A 21,017-nucleotide genomic window follows, 5' to 3' on the forward strand; every position below is an offset into this window, starting at 1 on the left:
GGTGACGAGCCGCTGACACGCGCTGACGCCCTCTGCTGGGCTGCTCCCTGTACCCCCCTGCGGTCAGAAGGGCGGTGGGTCGTCCTCGGGGTCGTCGCCCGCTGCTGACGTCCCTGCTCCGGTCTGGTCAGCGGCACCGGCTGCGGTCTGGTCGTCGGTCTGCGCGCCGGTCCGGCGTGCGAGGGCTGCGTCGAGTTCGGACTCGATCTCGGCGGCCAGGCGGGCGCGGTCGGCGGTGGCGGCTCGTCTGGCAGCCCGCTGCTCGGGCGTTGGGCTGCGGAACCGCTTCGGGGTGGGTCCGAGGAGGTCGGTGAGGACATCGAGACTGGTGGGTGTCGACATGTCGACCTGGGCGATGCCCGCGGGTCGTGTGGTGCGTGTGCGTCCGCCGGGTGGGGTGACGTGCAGGGTGCCGTCGGGGTCCATGGCGAAGGTCCAGCCCGGTGCATGGGTTTTGAGCCGGTGATGCCGTCGGCACAAGCACACGAGGTTCGTGACGCATGTCGGTCCGCCGGCGGCCGGGTCGTCGTGGTCATAGGTAATCGCGTGGTCGAGGTCGACGTACTCGGCGGGTCTGCTGCAGCCGGGGAACCGGCAGTGCCGGTCCCGCGCTTTCACGAACCGGGTCTGTGCTGCGTTCGGTTCGTAGTCGGCGATCCGGGGTGGTGGTCCGAGACCGGTGCCGCGGCGGAGGGCGGCGCGGGCTTCGGCCGGTGAGGTGATCGCCCGGAGTCGGCCGGTGGCGTCGAGGATCTCGAACCACACGTCCCCGCCCTGGACCCGGCCACGGGCACCGACTGCCAGGAGCGCGTCGTAGCGGGCCAGCAGCTCGGCCACCGCGACCGGGGACACCGGCAGCCCACCGATCGCACCCACACCAGAGCCGGCAGCTGCTCCGTCCAGGGTCGTGTCGGGCCGGTCGGTGTCGATCGCGTCGTCCACGCCGTCGGCGTCAGTCGCCTCGTCCACGTCGTCGGCGTCTGTCGGGGGTTGGTCTGTGGGCGGGTTGGTCAGCGGGCCGAGGTCGTCGAGGTCGGCTCGTAGGGTCAGGTGCCAGCGGGCGGCGGCGACCTCGGCGGGCAGGGGCTCCCAGGGGCGGGTCACCAGCTGGTGGTGGGCGGCGACCCGCAGTTGGCCCATGGCGCGCTCGTCCCCGCCCTTGCGCATGGTGGCGGCCAGGGCGTCGATGACCTCGATCTCCTGGGCGACGTCGGCGGCGTCGGCCAGGTCGGTCCGCAGGGAGGCCAGGCCGTCGCCCTGCCCGATGGTGGTGACGTTCTGCCTGCGCTTGCGGCGCTCGGCCCGCCTNGCGGCCAGGGCGTCGATGACCTCGATCTCCTGGGCGACGTCGGCGGCGTCGGCCAGGTCGGTCCGCAGGGAGGCCAGGCCGTCGCCCTGCCCGATGGTGGTGACGTTCTGCCTGCGCTTGCGGCGCTCGGCCCGCCTGGCCGCCTCGGCCGGGTCCGCGGCGATCACCGCGCCGCCGATCCGGTCGGCCAACGGGGTCGGACCGATGCCCTCGGCGATCCAGCCGAGGCCTTGAGCGGCAATGGTGTCCACCAGGTCGTCGGCCAGGCCGCCGCCGGCGGACTGCTTGCGGTCGGCCAGCGTGTCCACGAGCACCTGGCAGCGGCGTACGTCGATCACCCCGTCGGCCGCGGCGGCCCACACCTGGGGGAGCTGCTCGACCAGTGCTCGTTGCTTGGCGACCAGCGAGGAGGCGGACCCGACGCTGATCCCCAGCACGACGGCGACCTCGTCGGCCACCCAGTCATCGGGACGGTCGCGATCTGCCGGATCATCGCGGCGGGCGCCGGGCAGCGGTTCCTGCGCCGGCTGCAGCTCGGCCAGGCGGGCGATGGCCGCGGCCTGCAGGGCGTGCAGCTGGGCTTGGGCGTCGGCGACGTCACGCAGCACCGCGTGCACTCTTGCCCGGCCGGTGTCGGGGGTGACCAGCAGCTCGGACAGTCGGGTCGGTCGCAGGGTGGCGCCTGCGGGCGCGAGGCCGGCGGCGATGCGGGTCGCCTGCTCGGCCTCCAGCACCGCTGCGCGGGCGGCGGCCGATGCGAAGACCTCGACCTGGGCGATGCCCACCGACAGCCCCATCCGGGTCTCGACCGCCTGCTGCTGCACCGCTGTCACCGCCTCGCGCCGTTCGAATGTGTGTTCGAAGTCTAGCGGCACCTGAGCGGACTGGCAAGGTGAATCCGCAGCTCAGCGCCTCGTCCACAAGGTCTGGTGCGAATGTCGGAGGTGGTGGGCAGGATGAGCGGGTGACCACGCCCGAGGAGCTGCTGTGCCACGCCCGCACGGAGACCAGAGCCCAGATCGCGGCGCTCACCGCGGACTACGAGGCCGTCGTCGAGGCCTCCCGGGGTTCCAACGCCGACGACGAGCACGACCCGGAGGGGCAGACGATCGGCTTCGAGCGCGCGCAGCTCGGCGCGGTCCTGGACCAGGCCCGCACCCGCCTCGCCGAGCTCGACGCAGCGGTGTCCCGGGTCGCCGACGGCAGCTACGGCCGCTGCGAGGTCTGCGGCGCGCCGATCGGGGAGGCCCGCCTGCAGGCCCGTCCCGCCGCACGCACCTGCATCGACCACGCCTGACCACAGGCGGCCCGTGCGGAGGTCAGCGGTGCGTGGCGGGGGTGTCCCCGTGCCGGGCGGGCGGCGTCCGCTCGATCCACCCCGCGGCCCGGGCCAGCGCCGCCGACAGCGTCCGGGCGACCAGCCCCGGGCGCTGACCGGCCCGGGCGTCGGCGAGGGCGTCGGCGAGGGCGTCCAAGTGGTCCCTGCTCCGGTCGAGGACGGACAGCGGCAGACCCGAGAGGGCGTTGCCGGGCGGTCGTCGGGCCACCGTCGGGTGCGGTCGGGTGGGCGACACGCGGCTGACCACCGCCCACGCCAGGCCGAGTCGGCGGAGGGCCGCGTCGTCCAGCCGCTCGCGCAGGCGGGGGAACAGCTCGTCCTCCTCGTCCCGCACGTCCTCGCGCAGCACGGTGGTCAGCCGGTCGAGCCGCGCCGCCCGGGCCGGGTCGTCGTCGGACATCTCCTCCAGCGAGCTGACCAGGTCGTTGACCTCCTGGTGCTCCCGCTCCACCTGCGTGGTCAGGTCCTCGCCGTCGGGCAGCACCCGCCGGAGGACCGGCCAGAGCACCGTCTCCTCGGCGAACGCATGGCTGAACACGAGACGGTCGATGCGGCGCAGGACCCGACGCTGCTCGGCGCCGGTGGTGCCGGACAGCTCGTGCAGCAGCCGGTCGAGCTCGACGTGGTCGGCCCGCTGGCGCGACAGGACACTGCCCGGTCCGCCGAGCTCGGCGACGGGACGATCGGCGATGGAGGGGAGGGGCGGCACGGACGACCTCGCAGGGACGGCGCGGGGCGGCCTCGCTCTGGACCTCCCGCGGGGTGCCCGGATCGGCCACGTCGACAAACCCGGGCGGACCGACGGGGCAGGATCGGCCCGTGGACCCTGCCGTGCACCTCGTCCGGTCGACCGGGCTGTCCGACGTCGCCGAGTACGCCTACGCCGCCACCGTGGCGCCCGGCGCGCGCCTGGTGTTCCCGGCCGGGGCGTGTCCGCTGGACGACACCGGAGCCACCGTCGCACCGGGCGACGTCGCTGCCCAGGCGGCCCGGTGCGTGGCCAACCTGGAGGTCGCCCTCCGCGCTGCCGGGGCCGGCCTCACCGACGTCGTCAGCACCCGCGTCCTGGTCGCCACCACCCGGCAGAGCGACCTGGTGACCGCCTGGGAGGTGGTCCGGGACGCCTTCGGCGAGCACGAGGTCCCCAGCACGCTGCTCGGCGTCACCGTCCTCGGCTACGACGACCAGCTGGTCGAGGTCGAGGCGGTGGCCGCCGTCCTCGATTCCGCCTGAGAACCCTCAGAGCCGCTGCGCGACCCCGACGGCGGCCACCACCAGGACGACGGCGCCCAGCAGCCGGCGGAACGGGTTGACCCCGCGGACCACCTCGTCGACGGCCCACCAGGCCAGCGCCGCCCGGGTGCCGGCGTACAGCCAGACCGGGTCGCCCGGCACCACCCACCCCAGGGCCGTGAGCAGCACGAACGTCCAGGCCGACGTGTTCGGCCACTGCGCCACCACCCAGCGGTCCCCGGTCGCGGTGCGGTCCCGGAGCAACCAGGACAGCGCGGCCCTCACCGCTCGGTCACGAGCCCGGCGGGGTCGGTGAACAGCAGCGCTCCCGGGGTCGCACCACACAGCGCGTCGGCGGCCAGCACCACCGCGGCCGCCGTCCACGTGGTGCGCTCGCCCGGCCAGATCGCGTCGTCGGCGAACACGTAGCCGGTCCAGTCCCCGCCGTCCTCGGCCCGCAGGTGCTGCATCGCGGCCAGCTGCTCGGTGGCCGCGTCGGTCTGCCCGGCCGCGGCCAGCGCCATCGACAGCTCGCAGGTCTCCGCCCCGGTCACCCACGGCCGGTCGGCGACGCACCGCGCGCCCAGCCCGGGGACGACGAAGGCGTCCCACGACGACGCCAACCGGTCCAGGGCCGCAGCGCCGGTCAGCGCCCCGCCCAGCACCGGGTAGTACCAGTCCATCGAGAACCGGGACCGGTCGGCGAACGCCTCCGGGCGAGCGGACAGCGCCTGCTGCAGGGCGTCCACCGCCGCCGTCCAGCGCGGCCGTTCCTCGCCGACCAGCGCGGCCAGCCCCACCCCGCAGCGCAGCGCCTGCAGCAGCGACGACGAGCCGGTGACCAGCGCGACGTCGTCCGCCGTCCCGTCCGGGCGCAGCGCCCACCCGATCGCGCCGGTGCCCAGCTGCATGGCGCAGACCAGGTCCAGCGCCCGGGACACCGCTGCCCACCAGCGGCCGCCCGAGGTGCCGGTGACCAGCGCGTGGTGCAGCGCCCCGACCGCCAGGTAGCCGGCGTGGTTGCTCTCGACCCCGGGCTCGGTCACCGCGCCGGACCGCCACTGCGAGGGGAACCCACCCGAGGGCAGCTGCCGGGCGCACAACCAGTCCAGCGCGGCGGCCCCGGCGTCCGGCCGCCCGCCCGCGGTCAGCGCCATCGCCGCCTCGACGGAGTCCCAGGCGTCCAGCTGACCGCCCCGCCACCACGGCAGCATCCCGTCGGACCCCTGCTCGGCGGCGATCGCGGCCACGGTCGCGGCCACCTCCGCCCCGCCGAGCACCCCGGGGACCTCCGGCAGCAGGCTCACGACCAGGGCTTGGTCGCGTAGACCACCAGGCTCTTGCCGATCACCGGGTCCAGCACGCGCTCGGCCGCCCGGGTCACCCACGGGCGCTCCGTGAGGTCCCACACGAGCAGCCGGTGGTAGGCCCGCACCACGGCGGGGGAGCGGTCCACGCCGACCGCGCACTTGAGCCACCAGTACGGCGCGTGCAGCGCGTGCGCGTGGTGGCTGGCCCCGGGCACCAGGCCGGCGGCGGCCAGCTTCGCCCGGACCTCGGTCTGCCGGTAGATCCGGATGTGACCGCCCTCGTTGGCGTGGTAGCTGTCCGACAGCGCCCAGCACACCGCCTCCGGCCCGAAGCGCGGCACGGTCACCGCGACCCGCCCGCCGGGCCGGAGGACGCGGGCGATCTCGGCGAACGCGGTCGCGTCGTCCGGGATGTGCTCGAGCACCTCGGAGGCGATCACCCGGTCCACCGACGCCGTCGGCACCGGCAGGTGCAGCAGGTCGCCGCGCACCGCGGTCGCGGACGCCCCGACCGGTGCCTCGCCGGCGGCCCCGATCGCACCCAGCCAGTGCTGCGTCGTCGTCACCTCGTCGGTGCCCCAGTCGAGGGCGACCACGTCCGCCCCCCGCCGGTAGGCCTCGAAGGCGTGCCGGCCCTCGCCGCACCCCAGGTCCAGCACCTTGTGCCCGGCCCGGACGTCGAGCTGGTCGTAGTCGATCGTCAGCACCGTGCCAGCACCTGCTCGTACCAGTCGGCGGTCCGGACGGCGGTCGACCGCCAGGTGAAGTTCTCCAGCACCCGGGTGCGGCCCGCCCGGCCGAGCTGCTCCTGCAGACCCCGGTGGTCGAGCACCAGGGCCAGCGCCCCGGCCAGCCGGTCGACGTCCCCGGCGGGCACCTGCACCGCGGCGTGCGAGCCGACGACCTCGGGCAGCGCGCCGGCGTCGGTGGTGACCAGCGGCGTCGCGCAGGCCATGGCCTCGACCGCCGGCAGCGAGAACCCCTCGTACAGGGAGGGGACGACGGCGACCGTCGCGCGCTGCAGCAGCGCGACGAGGTCGGCCTGCGGGAGCGGGCCGGTGAACGTCACCGCGCCGTGCAGCGACAGCCGCTCCACCGCGGTCGCGGCCAGTCCGCCGGCCTTGGCGGACCCGACGACGGTCAGCCGCACCTCGCGCTCGGTGCGCAGCTTGGCGACCGCCTCGAGCAGGGGAACCAGCCCCTTGAGCGGGACGTCGGCCGACGTGGTGACGACGACGTGGTCGGCGTCCCGCGGGGCGGTCGGCGGGGTGAAGTCGTCGGGGTCGATGCCCACCGGGATGACCTCGACCCGCGCCGCGGGCACCCCCATCAGCCGCTCGATGTCGCGCTGCGAGCTGGTGGAGACGGTGGTGATCGCCGGCAGCCGGCGGGCGACCTTGGCCTGCATGCCGGTGAACGCGTACCAGCGGCGCAGCGTGAGGGACCGGCGGAACGAGGCGGCGGCCAGCTCGAGGTCGCGGTCGATCGCGACGGGGTGGTGGATGGTCGCCACCGTCGGCAACCCGGTGCGCAGCAGGCCCCATCCCAGGGACTGGTTGTCGTGGACGATGTCGAACCGGTTCCCGCGCAGCCACCGCGCTGCCCGGAGCGAGAAGGTCAGCGGCTCGGGGAAGGCGGCGGTGCACATGGCTGCGTACTCGGCGACGTCGACCCAGTCGCGGAACTCACGCAGGTGCGGGCGGCGGAACGGGTCGGGCTCGCGGTACAGGTCCAGGCTCGGCAGGCGGGTGAGCGGGACGCCGTCGTCCAGCTCGGGGTAGGGCTGGCCGCTCACCACCTCGACCCGGTGGCCGAGCTCGCGCAGCTCGCGGGACAGCGCCCGCACGTAGACGCCCTGCCCGCCGCTGTGCGGCTTGGAGCGGTAGGACAGCAGTGCGATGCGCAGCGACCGTCCCATGGCTCGGACTGTATCCAGCGGGGGTGACAGGTCCGTGCGAGCGCCTACCGTGGGGTGATGCGCCGCACCCCGCTCCTGCTCGCCGCCGCCTCCGCCTCCCTCCTCCTCGCCGGCTGCGGCGCGGCCACCAGCGACGCCGCGCCCCCGGTCGCCCCCGCCGCGGCCACGCAGGACGCCCCGGCGCTGGCCGACGGTCTGCTGCCGGCCGAGCAGTTCGCCCCCGGCAGCACGGTCACCGGGGTCACCGCCGACGACCTGGCCGGTGCGCTGGGCGCCGCGGCCGGCCACGACCCCGGCCAGGTGACGATCACCCCGTCGACGTGCACCGACGCGCTGGACGCCGCCCGCGCCGCGCTCGGCGACCCGGCCGACGTCGACGACGCCGCCGGGCAGTACGCCCAGGTCGGCTTCGGCGGCACCGCCGAGCTGCTCAGCACCGGCGGGCCCGCGCAGACCGCCGTCGGCACGCTCGCCGACGCCGTGGCCGCCTGCCCGACCGCGACCCTGGCTACCGACCGGGGCCAGGCCGTGGTCACCTTCGGCGCCGTGACCCGGCCCGACCTCGGCGACGACGCGGTCGTCGTCCCGGTCTCGGTGACGCTGTCCGGCGGCCCGGTCAGCGGCGGCTCCGCCCTGCTCGGCCTGGTCTCCGACGGCGACCGACTGCTGGCCCTGGCCACCGGCGCGGTGGGCACCACCGTCCCGGACCAGGCAGCCTTCGAGGCCCTGCTGGCCGGCGCGCAGCAGCACGCCGCCGACACCCTCGGCTGAGCCACCGGGCGGGGCCCGTGGTCGGATGGCGGGTGTGAGCCTCCCGCGTCGCCTGCCCCTCGCCCTGGCCGCCGCCTCGCTTCTGCTGGCCGGCTGCACCTCCACGGTCGAGGGGACGGCGACGCCCTCGCCGACCACCGCCCCGGAGTCCACCGCCACCCCGGACGGGACCGACGACCCCGACGGGCTGGCCGCCGGCCTCCTCCCGGAGGACGCGTTCGGGCCCGGCGCCCAGGTCGTACCGGTGAGCGAGGCCGACGTGCGCGCCGGGGCCGCGGTCGGGGCCGACCTGGACGGCGCCACGATCACCCCCGAGTCGTGCGCCCAGGCGATCCAGCAGAGCCAGCCCTCGGTCGACGACCTGGAGGACTTCGCCGCGCAGTCGGCGACCACCGGCACGACCGTGGTTGCGCAGCTGCTGACCGTGGGGACGCCGGGCGACCCGGTCGCCGACCTCACCGCGTCGGCCGGCACCTGCCCGCAGGCCACCATCAGCTCGCCCCAGATCGGGACGGCGACCCTCACCTTCTCCGTGCTGGACGTCCCCGACCTCGGCGACGGCTCGGCCGGGCTGGCCTACACGACCACGGTGACCGGCCCCGACGGCGCCCAGATCTCGGTGCCCGCGCTGATCGGCGTGGCCGTGGACGGCGACCGGTTGCTCACCCTGGTCAGCACCAGCCTCGGCGGCACGGTCGACCCGGTCGCGTTCGGCGACCTCCTGCAGGAGGCCTTCGACCACCAGGCCGACGCGCTGGACTAGCAGGTCGGCCGGCGCGCTGCCCGCCGCCGTCCACACCGGGCACCCCGGTCCACAGGTCGTGCCGGCCCCCGCCGGGAGGCCGGGACGGCCGCCAGGGTGGGTGCATGCCCCTCGACGAGATCCCCGCCGTCCGGCTCGGCACCGGTCCCGACCTGGCTGCGGCGCTCCCGCAGCTGCTGGGCTTCGTGCCCTCGGAGTCCCTGGTCCTGGTCGCCCTCACCGGCAGCCCCGCAGCCCGGGTCGGCGTGACCCTGCGGGTCGACCTGCCCGACCCCGCCGACGCCCCGGCGCTGGCCGCGGCGGCGGTCGCCCGCCTGGGGCACGAGCCGCCGGCCGCCGTCGTCGCCCTGGTGGTCACCGAGGCACCCGACGTGCAGGACGGCGACCACGACCCCGGGGACCTGCTCGACCGGCGCCTGCACGACCTGGACCCGGTGGGCCTGCGGCTGCTCCGCACCGCCGGGCTCGACCTCCCCGGCCGCCCTGTGGTGAGCGCGGTGGCCGGAGCCCTCGCCGCGGCCGGGGTGCCGCTGCTCGCGGCGTCCCTGGTGCGGGCCGGCCGGTGCTGGGACTACGACTGCGCGGAGCCCTGCTGCGACCCCGGTGCCGGTCAGCTGCTGCCCGGCGGGACGACGGAGCTGGCCGCGGCCGCGGTGGTGCGCGGCCAGGTCGTGGCCGCCGACCGCGCCGAGCTGGTGGCCCGGCTCGCCCCGGTCGCCGGCCCGGCGGCGGTCGCCGTGGGCCGGGCCTGCGCCGTGGTGGGCGCGGTGCAGGCCGACGCACTGCACCGGCACGGCTGGGAGGCGCTGGCCGACCGGTCGTGGCGGCTGGTGCGCGACGCCGTCGCGGACGCGGGGAGCCGGGCGCCCCGGCCGCTCACCGACGAGGACGTCGCCCGGCTGGGCTGGGCGCTCACCGACCTCGAGGTCCGCGACCAGGCGATGGGCCTGGGCACCGGCCCGACCGGGCCGGCCGCGGAGGCGCTGTGGACCGAGCTGGTCCGGCGGCTGCCGCCACCGCTGGACGCCGCCCCGGCCACGCTGCTGGCCGCCACCGCCTGGGCGCGCGGGGACGGCACGACCGCCGGCATCGCGCTGGACCGCGCGCTGGACAGCCAGCCCACCTACGCGCTGGCCCGCCTCCTGGACCAGGGGCTGGCCGCGGGCCTGCCGCCCGCGGCCGTCCGCGACCTGCTGACCCGGGCCGGCGACCCGGGTGCCCGCTCAGAGCAGCTCGGGGCGTGACCAGTCCCGGCCCTGCACGTGCTCGGCGAGGAAGGCGAGCACCGTCTCGTACCAGACCGTCGCGTTGCCCGGCGTCAGCACCCAGTGGTTCTCGTCCGGGAAGTACAGGAACTTCGACGGGACGCCGCGCTTCTGCAGGTCGTACCAGAGCCGCAGGCCCTCGCCGATCGGCACCCGGTAGTCCTTGTCGCCGTGGATGACCAGCACCGGCGTGGTGATGGCGTCGGCGTACCGGTGCGGCGAGTTCTGCTCGTAGCGCTCCGGCGAGGTCAGCGGGTCGCCGAACTCCTTCTCCCAGTAGAACGCCGCGTCCGTGGCGCCGATGAACCCGTCGAGGTGCCACAGGCTGGCGTGCGTGACGATCGCGTCGAACCGGTCGGTCTGGGTGGCTACCCAGTTGGCCATGTAGCCGCCGAAGGAGCCACCCATGGCCGCCGTCCGGCTCCCGTCGATCTCGGGCAGCTCGACCGCGGCGTCGGTGGCGGCCATCAGGTCGGTGTAGGGCGCCCCGCCCCAGCTGCCCCAGCCGCGGCGGACGAAGTCCTGGCCGAAGCCCTGGGACAGCGCCGGGTTGGGCAGCAGCACCGCATAGCCCTGCGCGGCCATCACCCAGGGCAGCCAGCGCCAGGACCAGGAGTTCCAGCTCATCAGGGGGCCGCCGTGGATCCACAGCAGCAGCGGGGCGGGGGAGTCCGCGGAGGCGCCCTCGGGCAGCACCAGCCAGGACTGCACCTGCACGCCGTCGGCCGCCGTGGCGCGCAGCTCGCGCAGCGTGCCCGGCAGCTCGGCGATCGTGCCCGGGTTGGGCAGCGGCTCGGGCTGCTGGTCGGTGGCCACCGGGTCCAGCCGCACGGGGGCCGCCGGGTGGTCGAACGCCGAGCGCAGCGCGTAGAGCGCGGAGCCGTCGCGAGCCACCTGCAGGTCGGAGTAGGCGCCGTCCCGGGTCATCCGCACCGGTGCCTGGCCCGGCTGCACCCGGAACACGGCGTGCCGGCCGTCGTCGTCGGCCAGGAAGTAGACGGACTCGCCGGCGGCGTCGAACTGCGGGGCCGACGGCCAGCGGTCGAAGCCGGCGGTCAGGTCGGTGACCTCGCCCGAGGCGATGTCCACCACGAGGGCCGTGTAGTCCGGCGGCTCGGCCTGGGTGGTCTCGGACTCCCGGGTGCACACCAGCCGCGTCGAGTCCGGCGACCAGGCGGGCGACCCGACGTCGGCGGCCGGGTCGTCGACCAGCACCCGGGTCTCACCGCTCGCGGTGTCGGTCAGCACCAGCCGGCTGCGGCGGGAGGCCCGCTCGGCGGGGACCTCCTCGGCCCGGGCCAGCCAGCGGCCGTCCGGCGACAGCGCTACGTCGGACCCGGCGCCGTTGGGCGGCAGGGCGTCCGGGGTCAGGTCGCGCCACTCCGGCTGCGTGCCCTCGGCCGGCAGCCGGCCCACCCAGAAGGCGTGCGGCACGGCGGGACCGAGGTCGTGGTCCCAGAACCGCACCGGGTAGCTCTCGTGCAGGATCGCGGTCACCCCGGCGTCCTTGCGGGCGTCCCGGCGGGCGGCGTCGGCCTCGTCGTCGGCGGCGCCGGGGGTGGTCGAGGCGACGACCACGACGTCCCCGCTGTCGGCGGCGACGGTGACCCCGCCGATGCCGTTGCGCCGGGCCAGGACCAGCCGGGCCTCGCCGCCGGCCGCGGGCAGCGCCCACAGTGCGGGCTTGGGCTCGCCGGCGTCCTTGCCGGCGTCGGGGTCCGGCCGGGCCGAGGTGAACAGCAGCGTCCCGTCCGGGGCGAAGACCGGGGCGGACTCACCCGGGGCGCTGCGGGTCAGCTGCCGGGCCGCCGCCGTGCCCGCGGGGTCGATCTCCCACAGGGCCGTCCGCCAGGTCTTCTTGTCGGGCGCCAGGGTGGCCACCGAGGTGACCAGCCGGCGACCGTCGGGGGACAGCGCCAGGCCGCCGAGGCGGGGGACGGCCATGACGTCGGCCGGGCGGGCGAACGGGGTGGGCACCTGCGGGGACTCGGGCACGGCGGCCAGCCTAGCCGCGAGATCGTGAGCCGTGCGAAGGAATCAGCCGGCGGGGACCGGCTCGACCTCCTCGGCCGGGGAGACGAACACGTGCTGGGCCACGCCGGGCGCGAGGACCGTGCCGTCCACGCTGACCGCGCCGTTGGCCAGCGAGGCCCGCACGGTCATGCCCGGCCGGACGCCCTGGTCGGCCAGCGAACGGAGCAGCCGGGTGTCCTCCTGCAGCTGCTCGCTGATCCGGCGGATCACCACGGGGGCACCCTCGGGGGTGGCCGAGGTGGACAGCAGGGTGAGGGTGTCCTGCTGGTCGGTGGTGGTCGCGCCGAGGGCGGCCAGGCCGGGGATGGGGTTGCCGAAGGGGGAGACCTGCGGGTTGCCGAGCAGGGTCAGCAGCTTGCGCTCGACGGCCTCGCTCATCACGTGCTCCCAGCGGCAGGCCTCCTCGTGCACGTCGGCGTAGTCCAGGCCGATGACGTCGACGAGCAGGCACTCGGCCAGCCGGTGCTTGCGCATCACGGCGGTGGCCAGCGCGCGGCCCTCGTCGGACAGGGCCAGGTGGCGGTCGCCCTCGACGCTGAGCAGTCCGTCGCGCTCCATCCGGGCGACGGTCTGGCTCACGGTGGGGCCGCTCTGGTGCAGCCGCTCGGCGATCCGGGCGCGGAGGGGCGTGATGCCCTCCTCCTCCAGCTCGAAGATCGTCCGCAGGTACATCTCGGTGGTGTCGATGAGGTCGTTCACAGCAGGCTCCTCGCGCAGGCGTCTCCGCCCAGCGTACGGGTGCTCCGCCACCCCGAGGGGGCGCGACGAGCCCGGCCGGGCGGTAGCGTCCCGCGGGTGAACAGGCGATGAGGCCGGCTCCGGGCACCACACGATGAGCGACGCGGTCAGCGTCGTCTGGGACGACGCCTACCTGGGCTACACCTGGGGCGGGGACCACCCGATGCACCCGGTGCGGCTGGACCTGACCATGCGGCTGGCCGACACCCTCGGGGTGCTGTCGGGCAACCGGGTCCAGGTCGTCCGGCCGGAGACGGCGGGGGAGGACCTGCTGACCCTGGTCCACGACCCCGGCTACCTGGCCGCCGTCCGCCGCGCCCCCTCGGACCCCACCGGCGTCGGGCACGGGTTGGGCACCACCGACAACCCGGTCTTCGACGGCATCTACGAGTCCTCGGCGCTGATCGCCGGCGGGTCGGTGACCGCCGCCCGGCTGATCCACGAGGGCAAGGCGCAGCACGCGGTGAACATCGCCGGCGGCATGCACCACGCGATGCGGGACGCGGCCAGCGGGTTCTGCGTGTTCAACGACGCCGCGATCGCCATCGCCTGGCTGCTCGGCCAGGGCTACGAGCGGATCGCCTACGTCGACCTCGACGTCCACCACGGGGACGGCGTCCAGGCCGCGTTCTGGAGCGATCCCCGGGTGCTGACGGTGAGCATCCACCAGACCCCGCTCACCCTGTTCCCGGGCACCGGCTACCCCGAGGAGACCGGGGACCCGGTGAAGGCACCGGGGTCCGCGGTCAACCTGGCGCTGCCCAACGGCACCGACGACTCGGGCTGGCTTCGGGCCTTCCATGCCGTCGTCCCCGGTGTCGTGCGGGCCTTCGCCCCGCAGATCCTGGTCACCCAGTGCGGCTGCGACACCCACCACGAGGACCCGATGGCCGACCTCGGGCTCACCGTCGACGGCCAGCGCGCGGCCTACAAGGCCATGCACGAGCTGGCCCACGAGGTCAGCGAGGGCCGCTGGCTGACCCTCGGCGGCGGTGGTTACGGCCTGGTCCGCTGCGTGCCGCGGGCCTGGACCCACCTGATCGCCGAGGCCGCCGGCACCCCGGTGCCCCCCGGCACGGCCATCCCCGACTCCTGGGCGCAGGACGTGCTGTCCAAGGGCCTGCGGATCGAACCGCCGGGCTCGATGACCGAGGGCGGGTGGACCGGGTTCCAGCACTGGGACCCGTTCACCGAGAACCGGGTCGACCGGGCGGTCACCCGCACCCGCAACGCCGCCTACCCGCTGTTCGGCCTGGACCCGGACGACCCCCGTGACTAGCCCCCCGACCGACGACCCGACGGTGCCGGCGCACTCGGTGCCGCCGCCCGGGTGGGAGGCCGACGTGGTGGCCGCCGACGGCGGCACCGTGCACCTGCGCCCGATCACCCCGGAGGACGCCGACGGCATCGTCGGGCTGATGGAGCGCAGCTCCGACCAGACCCGGTACTACCGGTTCTTCGGGCCGATGAAGCGGCTCAGCGACAAGGACCTCTACCGGTTCACCCACGTCGACCACGACCACCGGGTGGCCTTCGTCGTGCTGCTGGGCGAGGAGCTCGTCGGTGTCGGTCGCTACGACCGCTACCCGGGCACCGACGACGCCGAGGTCGCCTTCCTCATCGAGGACGCCCACCAGCGCCGCGGGTTGGGCTCGGTGCTGCTGGAGCACCTGGCCGCCGCCGCCCGCGAGCGGGGCATCACCCGGTTCGTCGCCGAGGTGCTCAGCCAGAACTCCGGCATGGTCCGGGTGTTCCTGGACGCCGGCTACGAGGCGCGGCGCTCCTACGAGGACGGCGTCGTCCACCTCACCTTCCCGATCGCGCCCACCGAGCAGGCGCTGGCGGTGACCTACGAGCGCGAGCAGCGCAGCGAGTCCCGGTCGATCGGCCGGCTGCTCACCCCGGGCTCGGTCGCCGTGGTGGGCGCGAGCAACGACCGCGGCAAGATCGGCCACGCGGTGCTCCGGCACCTGCTCGACCAGGGCTTCGCCGGGCCGATCTACCCGGTCAACCCCGCCGTCCGGCACGTGGCCGGGGTGCCCGCGCACGCCTCCATCGAGGACATCCCGGACGACGTCGACCTGGCCGTCCTCACCGTCCCGGCCGCCGAGGTGCCCGGGGTGGTCGAGGCCTGCCGGCGCAAGCGGGTCAAGGGCCTGGTCGTCATCTCCGGCGGGTTCGGCGAGACCGGCCCCGAGGGCCGCGCCGCCGAGCGGGCGCTGGTCGCCTCCGCCCGGGCCTCGGGCATGCGCGTCGTCGGCCCCAACTGCCTGGGGTTGGTCAACACCGACCCCGCGGTCGGGCTCAACGCCAGCCTGGCGCCCCGGGTGCCCGGCCGCGGCCGGATGGGCTTCTTCGCCCAGTCCGGCGCGCTCGGCGTCATGCTGCTCGAGCGGGCCAGCAACCGCGGCATCGGCCTGTCGAGCTTCGTCTCGGCCGGCAACCGGGCCGACGTCAGCGGCAACGACATGCTGCAGTACTGGGCGACCGACCCGGCCACCGAGGTCGTGCTGCTGCACCTGGAGAGCTTCGGCAACCCGCGCAAGTTCGCCCGGCTGGCCCGCCGGGTCGGCCGCACCAAGCCCGTCGTCGCGGTGAAGAGCGGCCGGCACGTGGGCATGACCGCCGGGCTGGCCGGCACCAGCGTCGCGGTGACCGAGCAGTCGGTCGCCGCGCTGTTCGCCTCCGCCGGGGTGATCCGGGTGCAGACGCTGGCCGAGCTGTTCGACGTGGGCACCCTGCTGGCCCACCAGCCGCTGCCGGCCGGTGGCCGGGTGGCGATCGTCGGCAACTCGACCGCCGTCGGCGTGCTGGTGGCCGACGCCGTCCTGGAGCAGGGGCTGTCCCTGGCCCACGAGCGACCGGTCGACATCGGCACCGCCGCGCCGCCGGAGGAGCTCCGGGCCGCGCTGCAGGCCGCGCTGGACGACGAGGGCGTGGACGCCGTCGTCGCGGTCTACCTCCCGGCCCTGGTGCACGACACCGCGCCCTACGGCCGGGTGCTCCGGGAGATCTCGGCCCGGGCGGAGAAGCCGGTGGTGGCCAACTTCCTGTCCGCCGACGGCATCCCCGACGAGCTGGTGGTCCGCGGCGAGGACGGGATGCCCGCCCGCGGGTCGGTGCCGTCGTTCTCCACCCCGGAGCGGGCGGTCATCGCGCTGGCCCGGGTGTCGGAGTACGCCGACTGGCGCCGCCGTCCGGCCGGCGAGGTCCCGGAGCTGACCGGCGTCGACGAGGCCGCGGCGAAGGACGTCGTCCTGGGCGCGCTGGCCGAGGGCGGGGGCCGGGAGCTCACCGACGACGAGGTCATCGCACTGCTCGGCGCCTACGGGGTGCCGCTGCTGCGCACCCGCCGGGCCGACGACGCCGAGGCGGCGGTGGCCGCGGCCGAGGAGGTCGGCTACCCGGTCGTGCTCAAGTCGACGGCGCCGTGGCTGCGGCACCGCGCCGACCTCGGCGGCACCCGGCTGGACCTGCGGGACGCCGCCGCGGTGCGGGCCGGGTTCGAGGCGATCCCCTCCGACGACCCGGTGATCGTGCAGGAGATGGCCGCCCCCGGGGTGACCACGGTGGTGGAGGTCGTCGACGACCCCTCGTTCGGCGCGCTGGTGAGCTTCGGCGTCGGCGGCGTGGCCACCGACCTGCTCGGCGACCGGGCGTTCCGCACGCTGCCGCTCACCGACACCGACGCCCGCGAGATGGTCCGCGAACCCCGCGCCTGGCCGCTGCTGGACGGCTACCGCGGCAGCGAGCCGGTCGACGTCGCCGCGCTGGAGGACCTGCTGCTGCGGGTCGCCCGGCTGGCCGACGACCTGCCCGAGGTGCTGGCGCTGTCGCTGGAGCCGGTCATCGTCGGCCCGGCCGACCCGTGGCACGGCGGCCGGTCCCTGGTGGTGGCCGGCGCCGCGGTGCGGGTGGGGCCGCCGACCGCCCGGGTGGACCCCGGTCCGCGCCGGATGTTCTCCACCTGAGGGGCGTCAGCCCAGCACGTTGACCGCCCGGGCCAGCACGAGCAGCACGACGACCAGCGTGATCGTCGACTCCGCGGCCATCGCCGCCTTGGCCTTGTGGGTCAGGGGCAGGACGTCGGTCGGGCTGAACGCGGTGGCGTTGGTGAAGGCCAGGTAGAGGTAGTCGCCGAACCGGGGTTCCCAGTCGGCGGGGGCCAGCCCCGGGGTCTGCATCTGGGCGAACACCAGGTCGGGGTGCTCGTGGGTGCCGGCGGCCCGGGCGGCCGGCCCGCCCCGGTCCAGCTCCCAGAAGACCAGCGCGAAGGTCAGCACCGTGGTCAGCCAGATGCCGGCACCGGCGGCCAGCAGGGTGGTCGCGGCGACGTCCCGGCCCGAGACCAGCTCCCGGACGAGCAGCACCGCCGACCACCCGGTGGACAGCACGATCAGGCCCAGCAGCCCCAGCGACAGCAGCCGCAGCACGGCGGACTCCCGGTCGATCCGCAGCGGGTTGGCCACGACCAGCCCGGCCAGCACGAGCAGCTGGGCCGCGGGCAGCACCAGGCCGAGCTGGGGGGCCAGCCGGTCGGGCAGCAGCACCGGCAGCGCGATGGTGGCGACGAGCGCGAGGGTGGCCGGCCACCGGTGCTCACCCGGCGTGCGGCGCAACCAGGCGGGGCGGGCGGCATCGACCACGGCGGTCATCCTGCCGGGACGCGACGAGACCCCCGACCCGCCGGGCGGCAGGTCGGGGGTCTCGGCACGGCTCACGCGAGGTAGTCGCGCAGGGCGTCGGCCCGGTCGGGCGCGCGCAGCTTGCTCATCGTCTCGCGCTCGATCTGGCGGACCCGCTCGCGGGAGAGGCCGAAGCGCTTGCCGATCTGCTCCAGCGTGCGGGGCTGCTCGCCGTCCAGGCCGAACCGCATGATGACCACGTCGCGCTCGCGGTCCTCCAGGGTGCCCAGCACCGTGCGGACGTCGCCCTTCATCATCTGGAAGGCGACGGCGTCCTCGGCGACGGCCGCGTCGGAGTCCTCGATGAAGTCACCCAGGCGGGAGTCCTCGTCGGCGCCGACGGTCTGGTCGAGGGAGACCAGGTCGCGGCTGTACTCCAGCAGCTCGACGACCCGCTCCTCGGTGAGGTCGAGCTCCAGGCCGAGCTCCTCGGCGGTGGGCTCGCGCTCGAGCTCCTGGTGCATCCGGCGGCGGGTGCGGACCACCTTGTTGACCTGCTCGGCCAGGTGGACGGGCAGCCGGATCGTGCGGCCGCTGTCGGCCATGGCCCGGGTGATCGCCTGCCGGATCCACCACGTCGCGTAGGTGGAGAACTTGAAGCCCTTGGCGTAGTCGAACTTCTCGACCGCGCGGATCAGGCCGACGTTGCCCTCCTGGATGAGGTCCAGGAACGTCATGCCGTGGCCGGTGTAGCGCTTGGCGACCGACACGACGAGGCGGAGGTTGGCCTCCAGCAGGTGCTGCTTGGCGGCCTTGCCGTCGGCGGCCAGCAGCGTGTAGTCGCGCTTCACCGCCGGGGTCAGCTTCTTCTCGGCCAGCAGCCGGCCGGCGTAGAGCCCGGCCTCGATGCGCTTGGCGAGGTCGACCTCCTGCTCGGCGGTGAGCAGCGGTGTCTTGCCGATGGTGTTGAGGTAGACGCGGACCAGGTCCGTGGACACCAGGCCGCTGGTGTCGGGCGTGCGGCGCGGGGCGCGCACGCTCAGGGTGTCGGTGGGGGAGGACTGCGTCAGCGTCACGATGTGTCTTCGTCCTTGCCTCTGGGGTCGGATGGCCGCCGGTCGTGCTGGCCGTCACCCGGGCGTCTTCGGTGCCGGAGGAGGTCCGGGATCGCCGGTCGCCCCTCCGCGGGATCCGTCGTCCCGTGTGGTACGTCCTGCACAACGGACGGGACCGCCCCTGGTGTTCCTGACCGTTCCGTCTCACAGGCCACGTGCAGGTTCCGATACCCCGTCCGGGCGCCGTTGCCCGCCGCGGTGTGGCCGAGATCTCCTGCTCAGGTCTCCAGCAGCAGGGTGAACGGGCCGTCGTTGACCGACGCGACCTGCATGGACGCCCCGAAGACGCCGGTGGCGACGACCGCACCGCGGGCCCGCAGCTCGGCCACGACCGCGTCCACCAGGGGCTCGGCGTCGGGACCCGGCGCGGCGGCGGTCCAGGAGGGACGCCGGCCCTTGCGGGTGTCGCCGTGCAGCGTGAACTGGCTGACCACCAGCACCGGCAGGCCGAGGTCGGCGGCGGAGCGCTCGCCGTCCTCGCCGGGGAAGATCCGCAGCTCGTGCACCTTGCGGGCCAGCTCGCGGGCTCGGGCGGCGCCGTCCTCGACGTCGGTGCGGGCGACCCCCACCAAGGCGAGCAGCCCGGCGCCGATCTCGCCGACGACGGCACCCTCGACGGTCACCGAGGCGCTGGCGACCCGGCTGACGACTGCGCGCATGCCGCCGATCGTGCCCGACGGTCAGCCGACGGACCGGGGCCGGGCGGTGGCGATCGGGGTGCCCACCTCCCGGGGCGACTCCTCGGTGCCCACCTGCTCGGCCACCCCGGCCTGCAGGCACACGATGATGTCCGAGCCCGACGCGGGGCTGCCGGTCTCCCCGCCGACCGGGAGGATGGGTCGGTGGCAGCGGACGGTCTGCCGGGTTCGGTGGTGCGGGCCTGGGTCAGGCACCCCCGGTGGGGCATGGTGGTCAAGGCGGCGGTGGCCGCCTCGCTGGCCTGGGCGCTCGTCCAGCTGGTCCCGGGTGCGGCGGGGGACTACCCCTACTACGCCCCGCTCGGTGCGGTGGTCGCCACGTCGGCGACCCTGGCCCGGTCGGTGCGGGAGGCGACCCAGACGGTCGGGGCGACCGGCCTCTGTGCCGCCGTCGCCCTGGTGGTGGACGGGTTCAGCTACCCGAACGCGGTGACCATCGCGGTCGTCGTCGCGGCCGGCGTCGCGCTGGCCGGGTGGTCCGCGCTCGGGACGTCGGGCACCTGGGTGCCGACCTCGGCCCTGTTCACCCTGATCATCGGGGACGCCGACCCGGTGGGCTACGTGGCCGGCTACGCCGGGCTGACCCTGCTCGGCGCACTCGTGGGGCTCGCGGTCACCGCCGCCTTCCCGCCGCTGCCGATGGTCCCGGCCCAGGCGGAGCTCGACCGGTTGCGCGACCTGCTGGCCGACCAGCTCGAGGACCTGGTCGACGCCCTGCGCCGGGCGTCGCCGCCGGACGAGGCAGGGTGGCGGGCCCGCATGCGGTCGGTCGACCCGGTGCTGTCCCGGATGAGGGACGCCGTCGCCCTCGCCGACCAGGGACGCCGGGGCAACCGTCGGGCCCGGTGGTACGCCGGCGCCGCCGACCGGCTCTACCGACGGGCCAGGGCCCTGGAGAGCCTCGCGTTCCTCGTGGTGGACCTGGTCGAGCTGCTGCGCGAGCACGAGACGGCGGCGGCGGGGTGGGACGACGTCGCCCTCGGCCCCCGGCTGCGGCCGACCACCGCGACCGCGTTGGCGGCGCTGGCCGGCGTGGTGCGGACCGACGACCGGACCGACGACCGGACCGACGACCGGACCGATGACCGCGACGACGACCGCGAGCAGGCGCGCAGCGCGCAGGACGCCGTCGACGACCTGGCCCGGGAGCTCCGGGCCGAGCGGGAGCGCACCGGCCACGACCTGTTCGTCGCCGGCAGCGTGCTGACCACGGTGCGCCGGTCGTTGCACGCCCTGGCCCCGGGCGGGCCCGATCGGCCCACCGCCTGACGGAGGTGCGGCAGACTGCCGGCGTGCCGCAGATCCGCATCGCCCAGGACCCCGCCGCCGACGACCTGCTCGGCCGGGACCCGCTCGCCCTCGTGCTCGGGATGCTGCTGGACCAGCAGTTCCCGATGGAGCGCGCGTTCGCCGGGCCGGCCCTGCTGGCCCAGCGGCTCGGGGTGCAGACGCTGTCGGCCCAGGCCATCGCGGACGCCGACCCCGCGGCGCTGAAGGAGGCGTTCACCGGCCCGCCCGCCGTCCACCGGTACCCCGGGTCGATGGCCGAGCGCGCCCAGGCGGTCTGCCGGCTGCTGGTGGAGCGCTACGACGGCCGGGCCGAGCAGCTGTGGGCCGACGTGCCGGACGGCACCACCCTGCTGCGCCGGGTCGGCGAGCTGCCGGGGTTCGGCGCGCAGAAGGCGAAGATCCTCGTCGCGCTGCTGGGCAAGCAGTACGGCGTGACGCCGTCCGGCTGGCGCGAGGCAGCCGGCGACTACGGCACGGACGGCGCCCGCCGCTCGGTCGCCGACGTCGTGGACCCCACCAGCCTGGCCGAGGTCCGGGCCTTCAAGCAGCAGGCCAAGGCGGCCGCGAAAGCGAGCTCCAGCAGCTGAAACGGTATTTCCGTCCACGACC

General features: G+C 75.5%; 20 protein-coding genes. 9 read left to right on the forward strand and 11 right to left on the reverse strand.

The features are described 5' to 3' along the window. Positions 1–63: 63 nt before the first annotated feature. Positions 64–2,106 carry an HNH endonuclease signature motif containing protein gene (locus LFA75_RS19850; RefSeq protein ID WP_455428483.1) on the reverse strand — a complete coding sequence of 681 codons (2,043 nt, stop codon included), beginning with the start codon at positions 2,104–2,106 and terminating at the stop codon, positions 64–66. 167 nt (positions 2,107–2,273) lie between these two features. Here LFA75_RS19850 and LFA75_RS19855 point away from each other — a divergent pair, with 167 nt between their 5' ends. Further along, on the forward strand, positions 2,274–2,606 hold the full coding sequence (locus tag LFA75_RS19855) for a TraR/DksA family transcriptional regulator (RefSeq protein WP_225235321.1): 333 nt from the start codon (positions 2,274–2,276) through the stop codon (positions 2,604–2,606). 22 nt (positions 2,607–2,628) lie between these two features. Here the strand turns inward: LFA75_RS19855 and LFA75_RS19860 are convergent, their stop codons facing one another. Further along, positions 2,629–3,357, reverse strand: coding sequence for a hemerythrin domain-containing protein (locus LFA75_RS19860; protein ID WP_225235322.1), 729 nt, complete (start codon positions 3,355–3,357; stop codon positions 2,629–2,631). A gap of 110 nt (positions 3,358–3,467) precedes the next feature. On the opposite strand from LFA75_RS19860, the gene LFA75_RS19865 reads away from it, so the two are divergent. After that, complete coding sequence (locus LFA75_RS19865) at positions 3,468–3,881, forward strand: RidA family protein (RefSeq protein WP_225235323.1); 414 nt, start codon at positions 3,468–3,470, stop codon at positions 3,879–3,881. Between the two features lie 6 nt (positions 3,882–3,887). Here the strand turns inward: LFA75_RS19865 and LFA75_RS19870 are convergent, their stop codons facing one another. The 4 genes from LFA75_RS19870 to LFA75_RS19885 are packed head-to-tail and all read right to left on the reverse strand — an operon-like array spanning position 3,888 to position 7,109. Then, the gene (locus tag LFA75_RS19870; protein WP_225235324.1) at positions 3,888–4,166 is read right to left on the reverse strand and encodes a hypothetical protein; all 279 of its coding nucleotides are present in this window, start codon (positions 4,164–4,166) and stop codon (positions 3,888–3,890) included. Then, complete coding sequence (locus LFA75_RS19875; RefSeq protein WP_225235325.1) at positions 4,163–5,188, reverse strand: prenyltransferase; 1,026 nt, start codon at positions 5,186–5,188, stop codon at positions 4,163–4,165. The genes LFA75_RS19870 and LFA75_RS19875 overlap by 4 nt, the downstream gene beginning before the upstream one ends. Next, positions 5,185–5,898 carry a class I SAM-dependent methyltransferase gene (locus tag LFA75_RS19880; protein WP_225235326.1) on the reverse strand — a complete coding sequence of 238 codons (714 nt, stop codon included), beginning with the start codon at positions 5,896–5,898 and terminating at the stop codon, positions 5,185–5,187. The genes LFA75_RS19875 and LFA75_RS19880 overlap by 4 nt, the downstream gene beginning before the upstream one ends. Then, positions 5,892–7,109 (reverse strand): glycosyltransferase family 4 protein, encoded by a 1,218-nt coding sequence (locus LFA75_RS19885; protein ID WP_225235327.1) that lies wholly within the window; start codon positions 7,107–7,109, stop codon positions 5,892–5,894. The genes LFA75_RS19880 and LFA75_RS19885 overlap by 7 nt, the downstream gene beginning before the upstream one ends. Before the next feature lie 57 nt (positions 7,110–7,166). On the opposite strand from LFA75_RS19885, the gene LFA75_RS19890 reads away from it, so the two are divergent. The 3 genes from LFA75_RS19890 (at position 7,167) to LFA75_RS19900 (ending at position 9,887) form a co-directional block, all read left to right on the forward strand. Beyond that, complete coding sequence (locus LFA75_RS19890) at positions 7,167–7,880, forward strand: hypothetical protein (protein WP_225236130.1); 714 nt, start codon at positions 7,167–7,169, stop codon at positions 7,878–7,880. A gap of 34 nt (positions 7,881–7,914) precedes the next feature. Then, on the forward strand, positions 7,915–8,643 hold the full coding sequence (locus LFA75_RS19895; RefSeq protein WP_225235328.1) for a hypothetical protein: 729 nt from the start codon (positions 7,915–7,917) through the stop codon (positions 8,641–8,643). Between the two features lie 104 nt (positions 8,644–8,747). Then, positions 8,748–9,887 carry a DUF4192 domain-containing protein gene (locus LFA75_RS19900; protein WP_225235329.1) on the forward strand — a complete coding sequence of 380 codons (1,140 nt, stop codon included), beginning with the start codon at positions 8,748–8,750 and terminating at the stop codon, positions 9,885–9,887. Here the strand turns inward: LFA75_RS19900 and LFA75_RS19905 are convergent. Together LFA75_RS19905 and LFA75_RS19910 are read right to left on the reverse strand one after the other, a co-directional pair. Beyond that, positions 9,867–11,903: a S9 family peptidase gene (locus LFA75_RS19905; RefSeq protein ID WP_225235330.1), complete on the reverse strand. Its 2,037-nt coding sequence runs from the start codon at positions 11,901–11,903 to the stop codon at positions 9,867–9,869. The genes LFA75_RS19900 and LFA75_RS19905 overlap by 21 nt on opposite strands. A 42-nt stretch (positions 11,904–11,945) precedes the next feature. Further along, positions 11,946–12,641, reverse strand: a complete 696-nt coding sequence (locus LFA75_RS19910; protein ID WP_225235331.1) for a metal-dependent transcriptional regulator — start codon at positions 12,639–12,641, stop codon at positions 11,946–11,948. A 133-nt stretch (positions 12,642–12,774) separates the two neighbouring features. On the opposite strand from LFA75_RS19910, the gene LFA75_RS19915 reads away from it, so the two are divergent. Together LFA75_RS19915 and LFA75_RS19920 are read left to right on the forward strand one after the other, a co-directional pair. Next, positions 12,775–13,959, forward strand: coding sequence for an acetoin utilization protein AcuC (locus LFA75_RS19915; protein ID WP_225235332.1), 1,185 nt, complete (start codon positions 12,775–12,777; stop codon positions 13,957–13,959). Next, a complete protein-coding gene (locus LFA75_RS19920) occupies positions 13,952–16,651 on the forward strand; it encodes a bifunctional acetate--CoA ligase family protein/GNAT family N-acetyltransferase (protein WP_225235333.1) in 2,700 nt (899 codons plus the stop codon). Before LFA75_RS19915 ends, LFA75_RS19920 begins: the two co-directional genes overlap by 8 nt. 6 nt (positions 16,652–16,657) lie before the next feature. Here LFA75_RS19920 and LFA75_RS19925 read toward each other — a convergent pair whose 3' ends face one another. The 3 genes from LFA75_RS19925 to dtd form a co-directional block, all read right to left on the reverse strand. Next, positions 16,658–17,335 carry a hypothetical protein gene (locus LFA75_RS19925; protein ID WP_225235334.1) on the reverse strand — a complete coding sequence of 226 codons (678 nt, stop codon included), beginning with the start codon at positions 17,333–17,335 and terminating at the stop codon, positions 16,658–16,660. Between the two features lie 62 nt (positions 17,336–17,397). After that, positions 17,398–18,381, reverse strand: coding sequence for an RNA polymerase sigma factor SigB (gene sigB / locus LFA75_RS19930; protein ID WP_318250035.1), 984 nt, complete (start codon positions 18,379–18,381; stop codon positions 17,398–17,400). A gap of 257 nt (positions 18,382–18,638) precedes the next feature. After that, entirely contained in the window at positions 18,639–19,079 is a 441-nt protein-coding gene (gene dtd, locus LFA75_RS19935) for a D-aminoacyl-tRNA deacylase (protein ID WP_225235335.1), read from the reverse strand. Positions 19,080–19,262: 183 nt separating this feature from the next. On the opposite strand from dtd, the gene LFA75_RS19940 reads away from it, so the two are divergent. Both LFA75_RS19940 and LFA75_RS19945 read left to right on the forward strand, forming a co-directional pair. After that, a complete protein-coding gene (locus LFA75_RS19940; RefSeq protein WP_225235336.1) occupies positions 19,263–20,387 on the forward strand; it encodes an aromatic acid exporter family protein in 1,125 nt (374 codons plus the stop codon). 23 nt (positions 20,388–20,410) lie between these two features. Beyond that, positions 20,411–20,995 carry an HhH-GPD-type base excision DNA repair protein gene (locus tag LFA75_RS19945; protein WP_225235337.1) on the forward strand — a complete coding sequence of 195 codons (585 nt, stop codon included), beginning with the start codon at positions 20,411–20,413 and terminating at the stop codon, positions 20,993–20,995. Positions 20,996–21,017: the final 22 nt, after the last annotated feature.

It is taken from the genome of Klenkia terrae (assembly GCF_900491935.1).
Taxonomy (GTDB): Bacteria; Actinomycetota; Actinomycetes; order Mycobacteriales; family Geodermatophilaceae; genus Klenkia; species Klenkia terrae.

Bases quoted from the DNA above. Each gene is read 5' to 3' on its own strand.
- LFA75_RS19925 (WP_225235334.1), bottom strand. From the start codon at position 17,335: ATGACCGCCGTGGTCGATGCCGCCCGCCCCGCCTGGTTGCGCCGCACG.
- LFA75_RS19890 (WP_225236130.1), top strand. From the start codon at position 7,167: ATGCGCCGCACCCCGCTCCTGCTCGCCGCCGCCTCCGCCTCCCTCCTC.
- LFA75_RS19885 (WP_225235327.1), bottom strand. From the start codon at position 7,109: ATGGGACGGTCGCTGCGCATCGCACTGCTGTCCTACCGCTCCAAGCCG.
- LFA75_RS19915 (WP_225235332.1), top strand. From the start codon at position 12,775: ATGAGCGACGCGGTCAGCGTCGTCTGGGACGACGCCTACCTGGGCTAC.
- dtd (WP_225235335.1), bottom strand. From the start codon at position 19,079: ATGCGCGCAGTCGTCAGCCGGGTCGCCAGCGCCTCGGTGACCGTCGAG.
- LFA75_RS19900 (WP_225235329.1), top strand. From the start codon at position 8,748: ATGCCCCTCGACGAGATCCCCGCCGTCCGGCTCGGCACCGGTCCCGAC.